The organism is Spiroplasma endosymbiont of Sarcophaga variegata (assembly GCF_965178695.1).
Taxonomy (GTDB): Bacteria; Bacillota_I; Bacilli_A; order Mycoplasmatales; family Mycoplasmataceae; genus Spiroplasma; species Spiroplasma poulsonii.
In genome coordinates this window covers 1,052,320-1,066,836 of the sequence record NZ_CBCXVU010000002.1, presented here as the reverse complement: position 1 = coordinate 1,066,836, position 14,517 = coordinate 1,052,320, and the positions used below count along the sequence as shown (strand labels likewise).

General features: G+C 32.3%; 28 protein-coding genes. All 28 read right to left on the bottom strand.

The window, feature by feature from the left end:
• Nucleotides 1–8 precede the first annotated feature (8 nt).
• The 28 genes from ACOBME_RS07390 to rpsC all read right to left on the bottom strand — a co-directional run bounded on the left by ACOBME_RS07390 (nucleotide 9) and on the right by rpsC (nucleotide 14,510).
• Entirely contained in the window at nucleotides 9–245 is a 237-nt protein-coding gene (locus ACOBME_RS07390; RefSeq protein WP_004027616.1) for a hypothetical protein, read from the bottom strand.
• Nucleotides 245–643, bottom strand: coding sequence for a hypothetical protein (locus ACOBME_RS07385; protein ID WP_338963282.1), 399 nt, complete (start codon nucleotides 641–643; stop codon nucleotides 245–247). The genes ACOBME_RS07390 and ACOBME_RS07385 overlap by 1 nt, the downstream gene beginning before the upstream one ends.
• Nucleotides 636–1,649: a hypothetical protein gene (locus tag ACOBME_RS07380; protein WP_338963280.1), complete on the bottom strand. Its 1,014-nt coding sequence runs from the start codon at nucleotides 1,647–1,649 to the stop codon at nucleotides 636–638. The genes ACOBME_RS07385 and ACOBME_RS07380 overlap by 8 nt, the downstream gene beginning before the upstream one ends.
• The gene (locus tag ACOBME_RS07375; protein WP_126821076.1) at nucleotides 1,649–1,852 is read right to left on the bottom strand and encodes a DUF2649 family protein; all 204 of its coding nucleotides are present in this window, start codon (nucleotides 1,850–1,852) and stop codon (nucleotides 1,649–1,651) included. The genes ACOBME_RS07380 and ACOBME_RS07375 overlap by 1 nt, the downstream gene beginning before the upstream one ends.
• A 152-nt stretch (nucleotides 1,853–2,004) precedes the next feature.
• The gene (locus ACOBME_RS07370) at nucleotides 2,005–2,445 is read right to left on the bottom strand and encodes a DUF3627 domain-containing protein (RefSeq protein WP_338963574.1); all 441 of its coding nucleotides are present in this window, start codon (nucleotides 2,443–2,445) and stop codon (nucleotides 2,005–2,007) included.
• A 209-nt stretch (nucleotides 2,446–2,654) separates the two neighbouring features.
• Nucleotides 2,655–2,906 (bottom strand): hypothetical protein, encoded by a 252-nt coding sequence (locus tag ACOBME_RS07365; protein ID WP_126821078.1) that lies wholly within the window; start codon nucleotides 2,904–2,906, stop codon nucleotides 2,655–2,657.
• Nucleotides 2,906–3,055: a hypothetical protein gene (locus ACOBME_RS07360; RefSeq protein ID WP_004027793.1), complete on the bottom strand. Its 150-nt coding sequence runs from the start codon at nucleotides 3,053–3,055 to the stop codon at nucleotides 2,906–2,908. The genes ACOBME_RS07365 and ACOBME_RS07360 overlap by 1 nt, the downstream gene beginning before the upstream one ends.
• Nucleotides 3,056–3,423: 368 nt before the next feature.
• A complete protein-coding gene (gene rplQ / locus ACOBME_RS07355; protein WP_040092952.1) occupies nucleotides 3,424–3,783 on the bottom strand; it encodes a 50S ribosomal protein L17 in 360 nt (119 codons plus the stop codon).
• A gap of 18 nt (nucleotides 3,784–3,801) precedes the next feature.
• Entirely contained in the window at nucleotides 3,802–4,755 is a 954-nt protein-coding gene (locus tag ACOBME_RS07350) for a DNA-directed RNA polymerase subunit alpha (protein ID WP_338965363.1), read from the bottom strand.
• Nucleotides 4,756–4,770: 15 nt separating this feature from the next.
• Nucleotides 4,771–5,160, bottom strand: a complete 390-nt coding sequence (gene rpsK, locus ACOBME_RS07345) for a 30S ribosomal protein S11 (protein WP_070406476.1) — start codon at nucleotides 5,158–5,160, stop codon at nucleotides 4,771–4,773.
• A gap of 18 nt (nucleotides 5,161–5,178) precedes the next feature.
• Nucleotides 5,179–5,544 (bottom strand): 30S ribosomal protein S13, encoded by a 366-nt coding sequence (gene rpsM, locus ACOBME_RS07340; protein WP_338965360.1) that lies wholly within the window; start codon nucleotides 5,542–5,544, stop codon nucleotides 5,179–5,181.
• A 21-nt stretch (nucleotides 5,545–5,565) separates the two neighbouring features.
• On the bottom strand, nucleotides 5,566–5,679 hold the full coding sequence (gene rpmJ, locus ACOBME_RS07335) for a 50S ribosomal protein L36 (RefSeq protein ID WP_004028447.1): 114 nt from the start codon (nucleotides 5,677–5,679) through the stop codon (nucleotides 5,566–5,568).
• 42 nt (nucleotides 5,680–5,721) lie between these two features.
• Nucleotides 5,722–5,940, bottom strand: coding sequence for a translation initiation factor IF-1 (gene infA / locus ACOBME_RS07330; RefSeq protein WP_040092948.1), 219 nt, complete (start codon nucleotides 5,938–5,940; stop codon nucleotides 5,722–5,724).
• Between the two features lie 24 nt (nucleotides 5,941–5,964).
• On the bottom strand, nucleotides 5,965–6,603 hold the full coding sequence (locus ACOBME_RS07325; protein WP_419334811.1) for an adenylate kinase family protein: 639 nt from the start codon (nucleotides 6,601–6,603) through the stop codon (nucleotides 5,965–5,967).
• Between the two features lie 18 nt (nucleotides 6,604–6,621).
• Nucleotides 6,622–8,049: a preprotein translocase subunit SecY gene (gene secY, locus ACOBME_RS07320; protein ID WP_338965353.1), complete on the bottom strand. Its 1,428-nt coding sequence runs from the start codon at nucleotides 8,047–8,049 to the stop codon at nucleotides 6,622–6,624.
• Complete coding sequence (gene rplO, locus ACOBME_RS07315) at nucleotides 8,049–8,486, bottom strand: 50S ribosomal protein L15 (protein WP_338965352.1); 438 nt, start codon at nucleotides 8,484–8,486, stop codon at nucleotides 8,049–8,051. Before rplO ends, secY begins: the two co-directional genes overlap by 1 nt.
• A gap of 5 nt (nucleotides 8,487–8,491) precedes the next feature.
• Nucleotides 8,492–8,971, bottom strand: coding sequence for a 30S ribosomal protein S5 (rpsE, locus tag ACOBME_RS07310; protein ID WP_338966591.1), 480 nt, complete (start codon nucleotides 8,969–8,971; stop codon nucleotides 8,492–8,494).
• A 165-nt stretch (nucleotides 8,972–9,136) separates the two neighbouring features.
• On the bottom strand, nucleotides 9,137–9,502 hold the full coding sequence (gene rplR, locus ACOBME_RS07305; protein ID WP_338965350.1) for a 50S ribosomal protein L18: 366 nt from the start codon (nucleotides 9,500–9,502) through the stop codon (nucleotides 9,137–9,139).
• 21 nt (nucleotides 9,503–9,523) lie between these two features.
• Complete coding sequence (gene rplF, locus ACOBME_RS07300; protein WP_040092941.1) at nucleotides 9,524–10,063, bottom strand: 50S ribosomal protein L6; 540 nt, start codon at nucleotides 10,061–10,063, stop codon at nucleotides 9,524–9,526.
• Nucleotides 10,064–10,087: 24 nt separating this feature from the next.
• The gene (rpsH, locus tag ACOBME_RS07295) at nucleotides 10,088–10,477 is read right to left on the bottom strand and encodes a 30S ribosomal protein S8 (RefSeq protein WP_419334808.1); all 390 of its coding nucleotides are present in this window, start codon (nucleotides 10,475–10,477) and stop codon (nucleotides 10,088–10,090) included.
• Between the two features lie 19 nt (nucleotides 10,478–10,496).
• Entirely contained in the window at nucleotides 10,497–10,682 is a 186-nt protein-coding gene (locus ACOBME_RS07290; protein WP_283272911.1) for a type Z 30S ribosomal protein S14, read from the bottom strand.
• A 12-nt stretch (nucleotides 10,683–10,694) separates the two neighbouring features.
• Entirely contained in the window at nucleotides 10,695–11,237 is a 543-nt protein-coding gene (rplE, locus tag ACOBME_RS07285) for a 50S ribosomal protein L5 (RefSeq protein WP_338965346.1), read from the bottom strand.
• A 21-nt stretch (nucleotides 11,238–11,258) separates the two neighbouring features.
• Nucleotides 11,259–11,579, bottom strand: a complete 321-nt coding sequence (gene rplX, locus ACOBME_RS07280) for a 50S ribosomal protein L24 (RefSeq protein WP_338965345.1) — start codon at nucleotides 11,577–11,579, stop codon at nucleotides 11,259–11,261.
• A gap of 11 nt (nucleotides 11,580–11,590) precedes the next feature.
• Nucleotides 11,591–11,959, bottom strand: a complete 369-nt coding sequence (rplN, locus tag ACOBME_RS07275; RefSeq protein WP_040092935.1) for a 50S ribosomal protein L14 — start codon at nucleotides 11,957–11,959, stop codon at nucleotides 11,591–11,593.
• A 19-nt stretch (nucleotides 11,960–11,978) separates the two neighbouring features.
• Complete coding sequence (gene rpsQ / locus ACOBME_RS07270) at nucleotides 11,979–12,239, bottom strand: 30S ribosomal protein S17 (protein ID WP_338966587.1); 261 nt, start codon at nucleotides 12,237–12,239, stop codon at nucleotides 11,979–11,981.
• Complete coding sequence (rpmC, locus tag ACOBME_RS07265) at nucleotides 12,236–13,336, bottom strand: 50S ribosomal protein L29 (protein WP_419334804.1); 1,101 nt, start codon at nucleotides 13,334–13,336, stop codon at nucleotides 12,236–12,238. Before rpmC ends, rpsQ begins: the two co-directional genes overlap by 4 nt.
• A 2-nt stretch (nucleotides 13,337–13,338) precedes the next feature.
• Entirely contained in the window at nucleotides 13,339–13,752 is a 414-nt protein-coding gene (rplP, locus tag ACOBME_RS07260; RefSeq protein WP_338965343.1) for a 50S ribosomal protein L16, read from the bottom strand.
• Nucleotides 13,752–14,510 (bottom strand): 30S ribosomal protein S3, encoded by a 759-nt coding sequence (gene rpsC / locus ACOBME_RS07255; protein ID WP_338965342.1) that lies wholly within the window; start codon nucleotides 14,508–14,510, stop codon nucleotides 13,752–13,754. The genes rplP and rpsC overlap by 1 nt, the downstream gene beginning before the upstream one ends.
• Nucleotides 14,511–14,517 lie beyond the last annotated feature (7 nt).

The following is a 14,517-nucleotide window of genomic DNA, read 5'->3' as shown; positions in this document are numbered from 1 at the left end:
AATAACTCCTAACTATATAATGTTTTTGAAACAATAAACCCAACAATATATAAACTTGATATTGTTAACATTAACGGATGACTAAACAAAATTGCCATCTTACCAAATAAAGAAAGTAAAAAAGTATCTGAGTTATATAAATCCATAATAATATTTTTTGCTGATGTTAATTGATTAATAATAACTGTAATAAAACCAGTACCAAATATAGCAATTGCCGCAACCAATAAAACTAGTCTAATCATTATTTATGCACTCTCCGATATCCTTGTTCTCTTGTTTTTGCTTGTTTTGCTAAACTTGATAATTGTTGTTTATTACGATTAATTTTAAACTGTTTACGCTCTGTAATATGTTTTTGCATACCTTGTTTAGTATCTGAAACTCCACGAGCAGTCGCAGAATAAATATTTGATACCCCCGTTTGTACTATTGAACCTAATTCGTTATATTGTGTTCTTGTGCCGTGAATTGCATAAATTGATAACTTAACAACCATAAAAAAAATAATAAAATAAGCAATTGTTGTATTTGTCATTGGTAATTTAGTATTTCAAATTACATCAAAAATAAACAAAAAAACATCAAAAATAAAACTAAAAATCTTATCTCAATTACTACTTTCTGACAACAAATTAATCATTTTTATCACTTCCTTTTTCTTTTTTAGGTTTTAAATTCTTTTTCAAAATATCAATATCAAACAATTCTAACCGCTCTTTAACACTCAATTTAGTAATTTCTGACCAATAGTATTCTTTGTTATTAATTATTTCATCATTTTTTAAATCACGAACAAACTTTAATCATTGACTATCATATTTCTGTGCAAATTCTAACGGAATAATTATTTTAAAAAACCGAATTCCTAAACCAACATCTGACTTATGTTTTACTCGTTTACCTTCTGCTGTTCGTTCTACTGATTTTGTTTTTCAAATTTCATAATCCGTAATATCTTGAAAAATACCAATTCGCATAATAAAGAAACGATTAAAAAAATTAAATCCTTTTTTAGCAATCGGTTTTTTAAGTGAAATTGGAATAATAATACCACTTGCTAATTGTCGGATATTATTTCAAATCATACCCTCACGCTGTGCTGTAAACAAAGCACGATTACCAAAATGTCTTGCTAAAACAATTCACGGAATTTTACCACTATGGACTTTTTTCTCATCGTGAGGACTAGTTCCATCAATATATAAATAACTTTCATCAAATAAAATAACACTATCATCAGGGGGAACTGGTTTTGTTCTATCTGTAAAATCTAAATTTTTAAATGTTAAAACTTTAACTTTCTCATCTTCTAACGGATAATTACTATAAATTTTATCTGTTAATAATTTCATAGTTTGTGATAAATAAGTTAAAAGTAAAGTTTTTCCGGTTCCTAATTTACCAATAATAACTGATAACGGATTATCTCAAACAAAACTTACTAACCGAAAAGCATTTAACTGATAAAATATGTTTTTTCAAACTCATCATACAAAATAAACACATTGCAAAGCAAATAATAATCAAAATACTAAACCAGTATAATTTAATGAAATTATTCAAAATAACAAATCAATTAAACTAAACAAAATCATTGAACTACTAATATAACAATAATTTTTTAAGAAAAATACAAACTTTTTCATTATTTAAAATACCCAACTATTTTAAAAATCATTCATAACAAAAACCAAGTTAAAAATAAAATAACAATTCAAACACCAACCATCAAAGTTAAATATTCATTCTGTGTCAAAGTCCAAGTTGTAATACTTTCAACATTTGTTTTATTTATAAACAAAAAGACATGAATAAAAAACTCTTTTAATTTTTCTCAATCATTTTGCATTTTTAAAAACTCCACATTTTTTGAATAAGTTTAAAAAACATCCCAAAAAATAAAACGATAAATAATACAAACGATATAACATATAAAAATTCAGGGGCATTTGAACCAAAAATATAACTAACAAATTGAACTCAATAGTCATATAAACTCATTTAATTTAAACTTTCTAAATCATTAATTAATTCTTGCTCTTTTTCAACACTTCAATTTGTTAAATTATTATTGTTATTATTTACTTTTACTTTTTTAGGTTCATTTGAAAATAATGCTTTGTGCATACGATTAAAATAATTTTGTTTATATTGATTATACAAATTAATTAATTCTGTTCCAGTTAAATACTTTCAAATATGACGTTTTAAATTTTCATCATATTTTACAATAGGATAAGAATTATCATAAATCAAACCAATTGCTACTTGTTCTGAATGTTTTTCACTCGGATAAATAAATTTATTACTTAATCAAAAACCAATATGGCGATTATGATTAGGTAAATTTATAAATGAAGCTTTATCAGTCTGAAAAACTATGAATTCTTTACGAATAAAATAATTCTCTATATTTTGATTTTTCTTAACAAAATTACTCAATTTTATCAACTCCTTAATAAACATTTTTTTTAATTAACAATGTTATAAATAATGTTAAAATATTGTTTATCTATTGTTTAATAAACATTGTTAAATATAAAAATAATAAAAATTGGCACACTGAAAAATACTATTAAGTTTTAAAATAATAGTTATACAAAATAAATTAATAAAAAATAAATAAACTAGTGTGCCTTAGTTTCTTATTACTAAAATCCTTTGACCATAACACGGAAAAAGTTTAATATTTTAACAATAACAAAAATACCAAATGGAATTAAAATAATTCACGCATCACCTAAAAAAGTCATTAATTGTGGTAATACAGCATAAATTGCTTCTTTAACTTTCATCATCGCTTGCCCTAATCCACTTCAAATAGAACCCATTCCATCTGAAATAGTAGGTGGCGTATCTGCTGCTAAAAAATTAATTGCTGTTGTTAAATACATCCCTAACATTATTTTTTATCCTCCTTGTTTTCAATTTCTTTTTTATCTTTTTTCTTACCTCGAATTTGGCGAATTTTCTGATAAATTGATAAACCAATTCACGCAAAAATACCTAATATAATAACAACACTAAATATTGTCGTTAATCAAACTGGCATAATATATCTCCTTTCAATAAATTAAAAAATTGAAATTTGCAAACTCGCTCCGCTCGTTGTCGCTTTGCTCCACTTAAAAAACATTATTGAATAAATTATCCGCTAATAAATTACGCGGAATAATTTATTCTTTTACTTTTTAATTTCAATATCTTTTACAATCTTATTGACAGTATTAATAACAATATCTTTACCATACTTTTTCACTAATGACCGCAAAATTAAATATTGCTTTGTTTGCATAATTTCAACCTCCTATAATTAACTTAAAAAAGTTAACTAAATTAATAGTTAACTTTTTATGATTTGGCATTTACAATTTACAGTATCATAAAAAGAAAAAAACTAACGATCCTGTTAGTTTTCCTTTATACTAATTCAATAATCACCATTGGGGCATTGTCCCCTTTACGATTATCTAATTTTAAAATGCGAGTATAACCCCCATTACGATTTTGATATTTTTTTGCAACACCATTAAATAATTTTTGTAATGCTGTTTCTTTTTCATTCGCATCAATATCGCGTAAAAAACTAGCAGCACGACGACGAGCATGTAAATCTTGTCGTTTCCCTAAGGTAATTAATTTATCAACATGACGACGTAGTTCTTTTGCTCGGGTTTCAGTAATTTCTAAACGTTCATTAATAATTAATTCTGTTGCTAAATTACGCATTAAGCCATTTCGTCAAGCTGTATTTTTTCCTCTTTTTTGTTGATATGACATGATAACATTCCTCCTTTCCTAATCGCGACGAAAGTGTAAACCTAATTGGGCCACTTTGTCCTTGATTTCTGTTAGTGATTTTTTTCCTAAGTTTCGAATATCTTGAATTTCATCTTCTGTTTTTGAAACTAAGTCCCGTAACGTATCAATTTTTGCTCGTTTTAAACAGTTTTGTGAACGTTGGGTAAATTCTAATTCATCAATACTACGATCTAATTCATCTTCTTCTGTTTCAGTTTCTGATAAAATAATTTGGGTTAATTTAATTGCTTCGTTTAAATTAACGAAGAACTCTAAGTGTTCAGTAATAACTTTTGCCGCCATTGCAACAGCATTAACTGGTGTAATTGAACTATCAGTTTGAATTTCTAACTCCAATTTTTCTAAGTCCGCATTTTTCCCAACTTTTGTTGGTTCAACATTATATGCTACTCGTTGAATTGGACAATAATTTGAATCAATCACGATTAAATCAGCATATTTTTTTTCTTTCTTGTTATCTGTAAATGATTTATAACCACGCGAATTACGAGCGTGTAATTCTAGTTCTAATTCCCCACCTTTAGCAATTGTTGCTAATAATAAGGTTCCATTAATAATTTCAACTCCCGTTGGCACCACTAAATCTTTCGCGTAAACTTCTCCTTCTTTTAAAGAAACTACCTTCAAGATAACTGATTCACCATCAGGAATAATATCTTGGTTAATTTTCAATACTAAATTTTTAATATTTAAAATTATTTTTGTAACATGTTCAACAACCCCGGGAATAGCAGTAAATTCGTGTGAAGCCCCTTTAATACGAACTGCAAAAACAGCAGCCCCTGGTGTTGCTGATAACAATGTTCGGCGTAAAGCATTCCCCAATGTTACCCCAAACCCTCGTTCTAAAGGTTCCACTAAAAACTTTCCATAATTATTTGCTTTATCTTCTGCTTGTAATTTAAATTCTGGTCTAATAAATTGTTTCATCGCCTGATCCTTCTCCTATCCTCTTGGTCTTTTTGGTGGTCGTGCCCCATTATGGGGAATTGGCGTTACATCTTTAATTGAAGTAATTTCTAATCCAATTGCTTGAATACTACGGACTGCAGCATCTCGCCCCGGACCTGGTCCTTTTACTTCAACTTGAACACTATTCATTCCGTGTTCTTGACTTGCTTTCCCAGCAGCTTCAGCAACCATTTGTGCTGCATATGGGGTTGATTTTTTACTTCCTTTAAAACCCATTGCCCCTGCTGATGATCATGAAATTACATTACCCGCTTCATCGGAAATGGTAACGATTGTATTATTGAAAGTTGAATGAATATGTGCAATTCCCTTTAGGACATTTTTCTTAACTTTTTTCTTATTCGTTGTCTTCTTAACAGCCATAATTCTTCTCCTTATCTATTATTTTTTCTTATTAGCAACCGTTTTACGCGGTCCTTTAACCGTACGAGCGTTTTGCTTTGAAGATTGTCCGCGCGCTGGTAAACTTTTACGGTGACGCATCCCACGATAACTCCCAATTTCCATTAATCGTTTAATGTTTAAAGCAACTTCACGTCGTAAGTCACCTTCGGTTTTTATTTTTGCAATTTCATTCCTAATTGTTGTTAATTCATCTTCTGATAAATCTTTTACTCGAATATCTTCTGATATTTTTGCTTCTTTTAAAATTTTTTGTGACTGTGGTTTTCCAATTCCATAAATGTAAGTTAATGCAATTACAACGCGCTTATCATTTGGAATATCCACTCCGCCAATACGTGCCATCTATCTTCTTCCCGTCCTTTCTTAACCTTGTCGTTGTTTATGTTTTGGTTGTGAACAAATTATCATCACACGCCCTTTTCTTCTAATTACACGACATTTGTCGCAGATTTTTTTAACTGATGATCTTACTTTCATCGTGTATTCTCCTTTACCAAATTTTATTTTTGTTATTCTTTTTTATTTATGTCTAAAAATAATTCGCCCACGTTCTAAGTCATAAGGTGACATTTCGACAACTACTGCATCCCCGGGTAAAATGCGAATGTAATTCATCCGGATTTTACCCGAAACGTGAGCTAAAATAACTGCCCCATTTTCTAGTTTCACCTTAAACATTGTATTTGGTAATACTTCTAAAATTGTTCCTTGTACCTCTAATAAATCAGTTTTGGCCATTTTATTTATTACCTCCAATCCCCGTTATTTTAGAACTGCCATAATTTGGTCCCATACAGCATATCCTTCCATATCAGCATCAATAACGGTTAGTACTTGCTGATTTAAATAATACTGCACTAAGGGTGCTGTATCATTTTGATAAGCTGCTAACCTAATTTTAATTTTTTCTTCACTATCATCTTTTCGTTGAACCAATGGTGTTTGATCATCATCACAAACTCATTCGACTTTTGGTGGAAACGCTGTGCGATTATACGTACGTCCACAAGTTGGACAAGTTAACCGTCCAACAATCCGATCAAATAATTTTCTTTCATCAATTTCAAAATATAAAGTATGATCAATTTTACTATTCAACTTTTGTAGTAACTGGTCTAATTTTGCTGCTTGCGTAATTGTCCGCGGAAAACCATCTCAAATTAAATCACCACTGATTGTTTGTAAATGTTGTTCAACCATTTCAATCATAAGATCATCAGGAACTAACTTTCCTTGTTCAGAATATTGTTGACACAACAATCCTGACGGTGTTTTCTGGTTAATATTATCACGAATAATATTTCCGGTTGAAAGATGCGTAAAGCCAAATTGTTTGACTAAATGCTCAGATTGGGTTCCTTTCCCACTACCTGGCGCTCCTAACAAAATAATGTTTCGCATTGTTTGTCCTCTGGCTTTCTATCATAAGTATGAATCTTTTGTTTCATCTTCTAATTTTTGTGACTTTTTGTCAATAAAAGCTTGTTGAGTAATACGACCTTTAACTTGACGCATTGTTTCTAACGCAACTGACACCATAATAATTAATCCTGTTCCTCCAATTGCTAACGCACTTGGTAATGATGTTAACTTACTAATTACATATGGTAAAATCGCAATTGCTGCTAAAAAGACTGATCCTAAAATACTTAAACGGTTAATTGTTCCTTTAATGTATTTTTCGGTTTCTTTTCCGGGACGGACCCCTGGAATAAAAGTTCCGGCCTTTTGAAAGTTTTCCGCAATCTTTTCTGGATTCATTTGAACTTGTGAATATAAGAACGTAAATAAAATTATTAACACGGCATAAATAATAATTCCTGGCCAAGTACTAAACGATAAATAATTATTCGTAAATTGGACAAAGCCATTAGCTGGGTTGCTAACGCTAATAATTTGAGCGACAGTAATTGGCGCTGAAATTAATGCTGAAGCAAAAATTACTGGAATAACTCCCGCGGAATTAATTTTTAAGGGTAGGAAGGGACGATTATTTTCATCACCTGACGCTAACCCACTTCCGGTTTGTTGAATTGGTAATTTACGTTCTGATTCATTTAACATTACAACAAACAACACTACCAATAAAAACATTACAACATAAACTAAGAATTTTAAAATTCCATCAAACAATAAGTTAATATCCTCTTGTCCTGAAATTCAAAACTTAAATGTTGTTTGTAAATTGTTTGGTAATTGCGCAACAATTCCAGCAAAAATAATTAACGAAACCCCATTTCCGATTCCTTTAATTGTCATTTGATCTGCTAATCATAACATTAACATTGTTCCAGCAATTAAAGCCGTTGGTACTAACAGATAATAGAAAATTGGACTTCCAGTTCCAAAATCAGATGAATCTCATTTTGGTGAAATAATTCCTTGATTTGCCATTGTAAAAATTGTTGCAATTCCTTGCATAATTGCAAACGGAATTGTTAATCATTTTGTTAAACGATCTAATTTTTTTCGACCGCGTTCCCCACTCTTCGCTCAGCGCGATAGTGGGGGAATAACGTCAGTTGATAATAACTGCACAATAATTGAAGCAGTAATATATGGTGAAACTCCTAACGCTAAAATAGAAAACTTCCCTAATGTTCCTCCTCCCAACATCGAAATCAAACTAAAGAACTGGTCATTGTTTGATAGATCTTGGAAGTTCTGTGAAATTGTAACACCTGGGACTGTTAAATAACTTCCCAAGCGGATTAAAACTAAAACTAATAAGGTAAAACCAATTCGTTTCATCAAATCTTTATTTTTAACAAAGAAATTTGATGATTTAACAATATCAATATCACCATTTTTGCGGGTTGTTTTTCTTTTTTTTGTCTTAGTTTTCACTATATTACCTCCACTTTTCCTCCGGCTTTTTCAATTGCTGCTTTTGCAGTTTGTGAAATTTTGTTAACTTTAACATTAACACTCTTAGATATTGTACCATTCCCTAAGATTTTAATTAATTCTTTTTCATTTTTTAGCACTTTTTTTGCAACTAATGTTTGATGGTTAACGTCATTTAAACTAAGTTTTTCTAAATCACTTAAGTTTAATAACACATAAGTTTTTGTTGAAATATTAGTAAACCCAACTTTTGGTAAGCGGCGAAAGATTGACGTTTGTCCCCCTTCAAAACCAGGACGAACGCCACCCCCAGTACGAGCATTTTGCCCCTTATGACCTTTCCCCGAAGTTTTTCCAAGACCAGAAGAAGTTCCTCGTCCTAAACGTTTTTTACTATGACGAGCCCCTTCGGTGTATTGTAATTCGTTTAATTTCATCTTCCTTACCTCTTTCCTTGTAATTCTTCTGGGGTTTTACCACGTAATTTCGCAATTTGCTCAACTGTTCGTAAATTGCGTAAACCATCTAATGTTGCTCTAATCATATTGATTGGCGTATTTGATCCTAATGATTTTGTATAAACATCTGCTAAGCCCGCTAGCTCAATTACTGCTCGCGCTGGCCCCCCGGCAATAACTCCGGTTCCCTTGCGCGCTGGTTTAATTAAAACCTCACCGGCTCCAAAATGACCAATAATTTGATGGGGAACTGTTGTTCCAACTAAAGGCACTTTTACTAATTGTTTTTTTGCTTCTTTAATTGCTTTTTTAATTGCATCAGGAACTTCATTTGCTTTTCCAGTTCCAAACCCAACACGACCTTTTTTATCACCAATAACGACAACTGCCGCAAAACGGAAGTGACGTCCTCCTTTTGTAACTTTTGTCACACGACGAATTGTTACTACTTTTTCTTCAAACATATTATCCTCACCACGACGATCAAAGTTTCGTTCTGAACGTTGATGTGGTTGACGGGGATTGTTTCGTGAAAAATCACCTTTTGGTGGTTGTGATGGTGTTGATGGTCCACCAGTATTTGGTGTTAAATCTGTTTTATTCTCTGCCATATTTTCTTATTGCTCCTTTTAAAATTTTAATCCTGCTTTACGCGCAGCTTCTGCAAATGCTTTTACTTTTCCATGGTATAAGTACCCACCACGATCAAATACTACTGTTGTAACTTTTTTATCAAGTGCTTTTTTTGCAATATCAGTTCCGACTTTTTCTGCCGCCCCAACATTACTTGTTGTTTTTAAATCTGCCATTTTTAATGTTGAGGCAGCAACAATTGTTGTTTGCTTAACATCATCAATTAATTGGGCATAGAAATGCCCATTCGACTTGAACACATTCAAACGGGGAATTGCAGAAGTACCATTGATTTTTGCACGAACACGAAAATGTCTTTTTTTACGTTTTGCGCTTCGACTTTGACTTTGTAAATTTGCCATTGTTGTTCTTCCTCTCTTCTGCTATTTACCAGCAGATTTCCCTTCTTTACGAATAATATGTTCATCTTTGTATTTAACCCCTTTTCCTTTGTAAGGTTCGGGTTTACGATAATTTCTAATGTTAGCTGCTACTTCCCCAACTAATTGTTTTGAAATTCCTTCCACAACAATTTGTGTTGGTTTGGGAAGGGTAATGGTAATTCCTTTTGGAATATGATACTCAACTGGATGGGAATATCCTAAGTTTAAGGTTAATTTATCACCTGCTAAAGCAGCACGATAACCAACCCCATTAATTTCTAATTCTTTTTTGAAACCTTTGCTAACACCTTCCAACATTCCTTGAATTAAAGAATTGATGGTTCCGTGTAATTGCTTACTATGTTTCACGTCATTTGCTCTTTCTGTTGTCACAATGCCATCTTTTGCGTTAACGGTAATAACACTTGGGATTGCTTGTTCTAATTGTCCTTTTGTGCTTTTGACAATAACATTGTTTGGTTGAATTGTTACTTCGACACCTGTTGGAATTTTTAACTCTCTATTACCAATACGAGACATTTTTCTGTTCTCCTTTAAAGTTTTCTATCAAACATAAGCAATAACTTCCCCACCTAAGTGAGCATGTTTTGCTGCTTTATCTGTCATAATTCCTTGGCTTGTTGAAATAATTGCAATTCCCATCCCATTTAAAACTTGAGGTACTTTTTCAACGGTTACATAAACTCTTAATCCTGGTTTTGAGATTCTTTTTAATCCTGAAATAACTTTTGTTTTTCCTTTGTACTTCAAAGTTAAACTTAATTCTTTTTTCACATCTCCTGATATTTTAAAATCTTCAACATAACCTTCTTCTTTCAAAATCTCAGCAATTCTTACTTTCATTTTACTTGAAGGCATAATCACACTTTTGTGTAAACGTTGGTTAGCATTTCGAATTCTTGTTAACATATCAGCAATTGTATCAATCATCATAATTAATTAGTCTCTCTTTCTATCATGAAGCTTTTCTAACCCCAGGAATTTGTCCTTTGTATGCTAAATTTCTAAAGCATAAACGACATAAATTAAATTTACGTAACACAGCATGAGGTCGTCCACAGTTTCCACAGCGAGTATAACCTCTTACCTTGAATTTTGGATGGCGTTGTTGTTTAACTTTTAATGATTTTTTGGCCATATTTCTTTCCTCCTATTTTTTAAATGGCATTCCCATTTTACCTAATAAGGCGTGAGCATCGCCATTATTACTTGCACTTGTGACAATTGTGATATCCATTCCACGAATTTTTTTAACTTTATCATAGTCAATTTCGGGAAAAATAATTTGTTCTTTGATTCCTAGCGTGTAATTCCCGCGCCCATCAAAAGCGTCGAGACTAACCCCACGGAAATCTCTTACTCGTGGTAAAGCAATGTTAATTAGTTTATCTAAAAACTGATACATCTTTTTACCACGTAAAGTAACTTTTGCTCCAATTGGCATTCCTTCTCGTAATTTGAAGGCCGCAATTGAACCTTTTGCTTTGGTAACAACTGGATGTAATCCTGTAATTAACGCTAATTCATTTGTAATATCTTCGATTACTTTACTATTTTGTGCTGCATCACCAGCTCCCATATTAACAACAATTTTTTTAACGGCAGGAACTTGCATAATTGACTGATAACCTTGCTCTTTGAATAATTCTTTAACAATTACATCTTTATATTTTTTTTCTAAACTAACATTCATTATTAATAATTATTCCTTTCTTTACGCTAAATGCGCTTTTGACTTACGAGCAATGCGAACTTTTTTACCATTATCAGCAACTTGATAGCTAATTTTAGTAATTTCTTTTTTGTTCTTTGGATCAATTAATGCAACATTTGAAATATGAATTGAAGCAGGAACTTGTTGAATTCCTCCTTCGGTGTTGTCTTGTGACGGTTTAACATGTTTAATATTAGTAATTCCTTCAATGACAACACGACTTTTTTCACGTAAAACACAGATGATTGGTCCTTTAGTTCCCTTGTGTTTTCCCGTTACAACTTTGACTAAGTCACCTTTTTTAAATTTAACTTTACTCATAACTTAGCCTCCTATAATACTTCTGGCGCTAATGATGCGATTTTTCCAAATCCAGCATCCCTAACTTCACGGGCAATTGGACCAAAAATACGTGTTCCCCGTGGCGTCTTATCTTCTTTAATTAAAACTACTGCATTTTCTGAAAATTGAATTTGTGTTCCATCGGTTCTTTTTAATCCGCGTTTTGTGCGAACAATAACCGCTTTAACAACTTGCCCTTTTTTAACAATCCCACCGGGAGTGGCTTTTTTAATGGTACATACAACAATATCCCCAATATTAGTAAACTTACGTCATGAACCACCTAAGTTTTTAATTACTAACACTTCTTTTGCTCCAGAGTTATCGGCAACTCTTAATCTTGTTTCTTGTTGGATCATTTATTTTTCCTCTTCTTAATTAACCAATTGCTTTTTCAATAACTTCAATTAAACGAAAGTGTTTAGTTTTTGATAAGGGGCGTGTTTCCATAATACTTACCTTATCCCCGGTATGTGCTTGTTCATATTCGTCGTGAGCTAAATATTTTTTTGAATACTCAACACGTTTTTTATATAATGGGTGGTTTTTGTATGTTTCAACTAAAACAGTAATTGTTTTATTGCTTCGATCCGAAATAACACGGCCTTGTAGCACTTTTCGACTATTTCTTTCCATTATTTTTTCCCTGTCCCTTTCTTGGTAGTTGTTTTATCATCGGCTTTTTTTGTTGTTTTTCCAGCAGTTAAAATTTTATCACGATTTTCTTTTCAATTTGTTCCATAAGTATACTCTGATGCTTTTGGATCTTTTGCTTTTAAATCTAAATTGATTTTAACACCTGTTCCGCGACCTTTTTCTGTTCCGATTGAAATTGAACTTTTCATTGCTGCTAATTTTTCTTTTGCATTAAGTTCAACATCTTTTTTTGCAGTATTAGTTCCCGTTGATTTTTTTGTTACTTTTGGCATTTCGATTTCTGCTTTTGCCGAAGTAACCGATTTAACGGTTACTGTTGATTTGCTACTTGTTGTTGGTGCAGCTGGTTTACTAACTGCTTTTGCTGCTTCGTTCTTTTTAATTAAAGATTTTAAAGCAGCATCATTTGCTCCTGCTGGTTTAGCAGGTTCTTTCTTTACCACTGGAGTTTTAGAAGACGCTGCTGGGGCTGCTTTTGGCGTTGCTTTAGCAGGTTCTTTCTTTACCGCAGGGGTAGTTGGTTTTTTGTCAGCTTCTTTTTTTGGTGCTGACTTAGTTGTTTTATTAGCGGCTGGTTTGCTTTCTTGCAACTGTGCTGCTGGTTTTTTCGCGGGGGCTGCTGAAACTTCTTTTGTTGTTGCTGCTTTTACCGCTGCTGGTTTTTTGTCATCTGCTTTAGCAACTGGTTCAAGATTTGGTCCTTCCGCCGTCATTTCCATCGCATCAGTTAATGGTAAATCCATTAAACTTGCCATGTTGTCTTCGGGACCTTCTTGTTCTGCCATAATTTGATCAATTTTGGCTTTGCGTTGCTTTGCAAATTCTTGTGATTCTTTTTCAATTTTAGCGTATGTTTCACTTAAATTAATTTTGACATTAATTGCTGTGTTTTCACCAGCTTTTTTACGAGAAGATAAGATTGTTAAAATGCGAGCAATTTGTTTTTTCAATTCCCCAATGCGATGTGGTTTTTCTAAGTTCCCCATTGCTGATTGAAATCTTAAAGCAAATAATTCAGCGCGTGATTCTTCTTCCAGTCTTTTTAACTCTTCAACTGATTTTTTGTTTAAATCATTCATCCTTACTCTTCTCCTTTTTTTATAATCTTACATCTCACTGGTAATTTATGCATTGCTAAACGTAACGCTTCACGGGCTGTTTCTTCTGAAACTCCTGCTACTTCAAACATAACAGTTCCCGTTTTAACTACTGCTACTCATTCTTCTGGTGAACCTTTCCCTGATCCCATCCGTACTTCTAATGGTTTTTTAGTTTTTGCCATATGGGGAAAAATTCTAATTCAAACTTTTCCTCAACGTTTCATATAACGTGTCATAGCAATCCGCGCTGCTTCGATTTGACGGTTTGTAATTCGTGCTCCATCTAGTGACTGTAATCCAAATTCTCCAAAATCAACTTTAGTATTCCCTTTTGCTTTTCCTTCGTATTTAATCCGATGTGGACGACGATATTTCGTTCTTTTTGGTAATAACATTATTTTGCCTCCTTAGGAGCAGAACGTGATTTTGGTGGATATTCACGACGATTATTGTTCGAACGATCATAATCTCTTCGTTCAAACTTTGGTTTTTCATCGCTAGTTGTGACTAGATCTTTACTTAAGATTTCACCTTTACAAATTCAAACCTTAACACCGATTTGACCATAAGTTGTCAAAGCTTCAGCCAAAGCATAATCAATATCACTACGTAAAGTGGCTAATGGTACTGTTCCTTCGGTATATCCTTCGGTACGAGCCATATCAACGCCACCTAAACGTCCTGATACAGCAGTTTTAATTCCTTGTGCACCAGCTTTCATTGCTTTTTTAATTGCTAACTTTTGCACAGTTCTGAATGATGCACGATTAACAATTTGTTCTGCAATTGTATTTGCAACTAATTGTGCATCAGTATCGGGGTTTTTAATTTCAACAACATTAATTTTTACTTCCATTTTACGATCACCAATTGTAACTCTTACTAGTTTTACTAATTCGACGATGTTTTTTCCTTCTTGCCCCAAGACAACACCAACACGAGCAGTTCTAATAAAGATAACAATTTCTTTTTTTGTTCGCTCAATTTCAATTTTAGAAACACTAGCTCCTTTTAATTTTTTCATTAGAGCTTTTCTAATTTTGATATCTTGATGCAATCAATTCACATAATCTTGCTTTTCAGCATATCATCTTGAATCTCGTGTTTTAATAACTCCAACACGTAATCCCGTTGGACTAACTTTTTGACCCATATCTTGT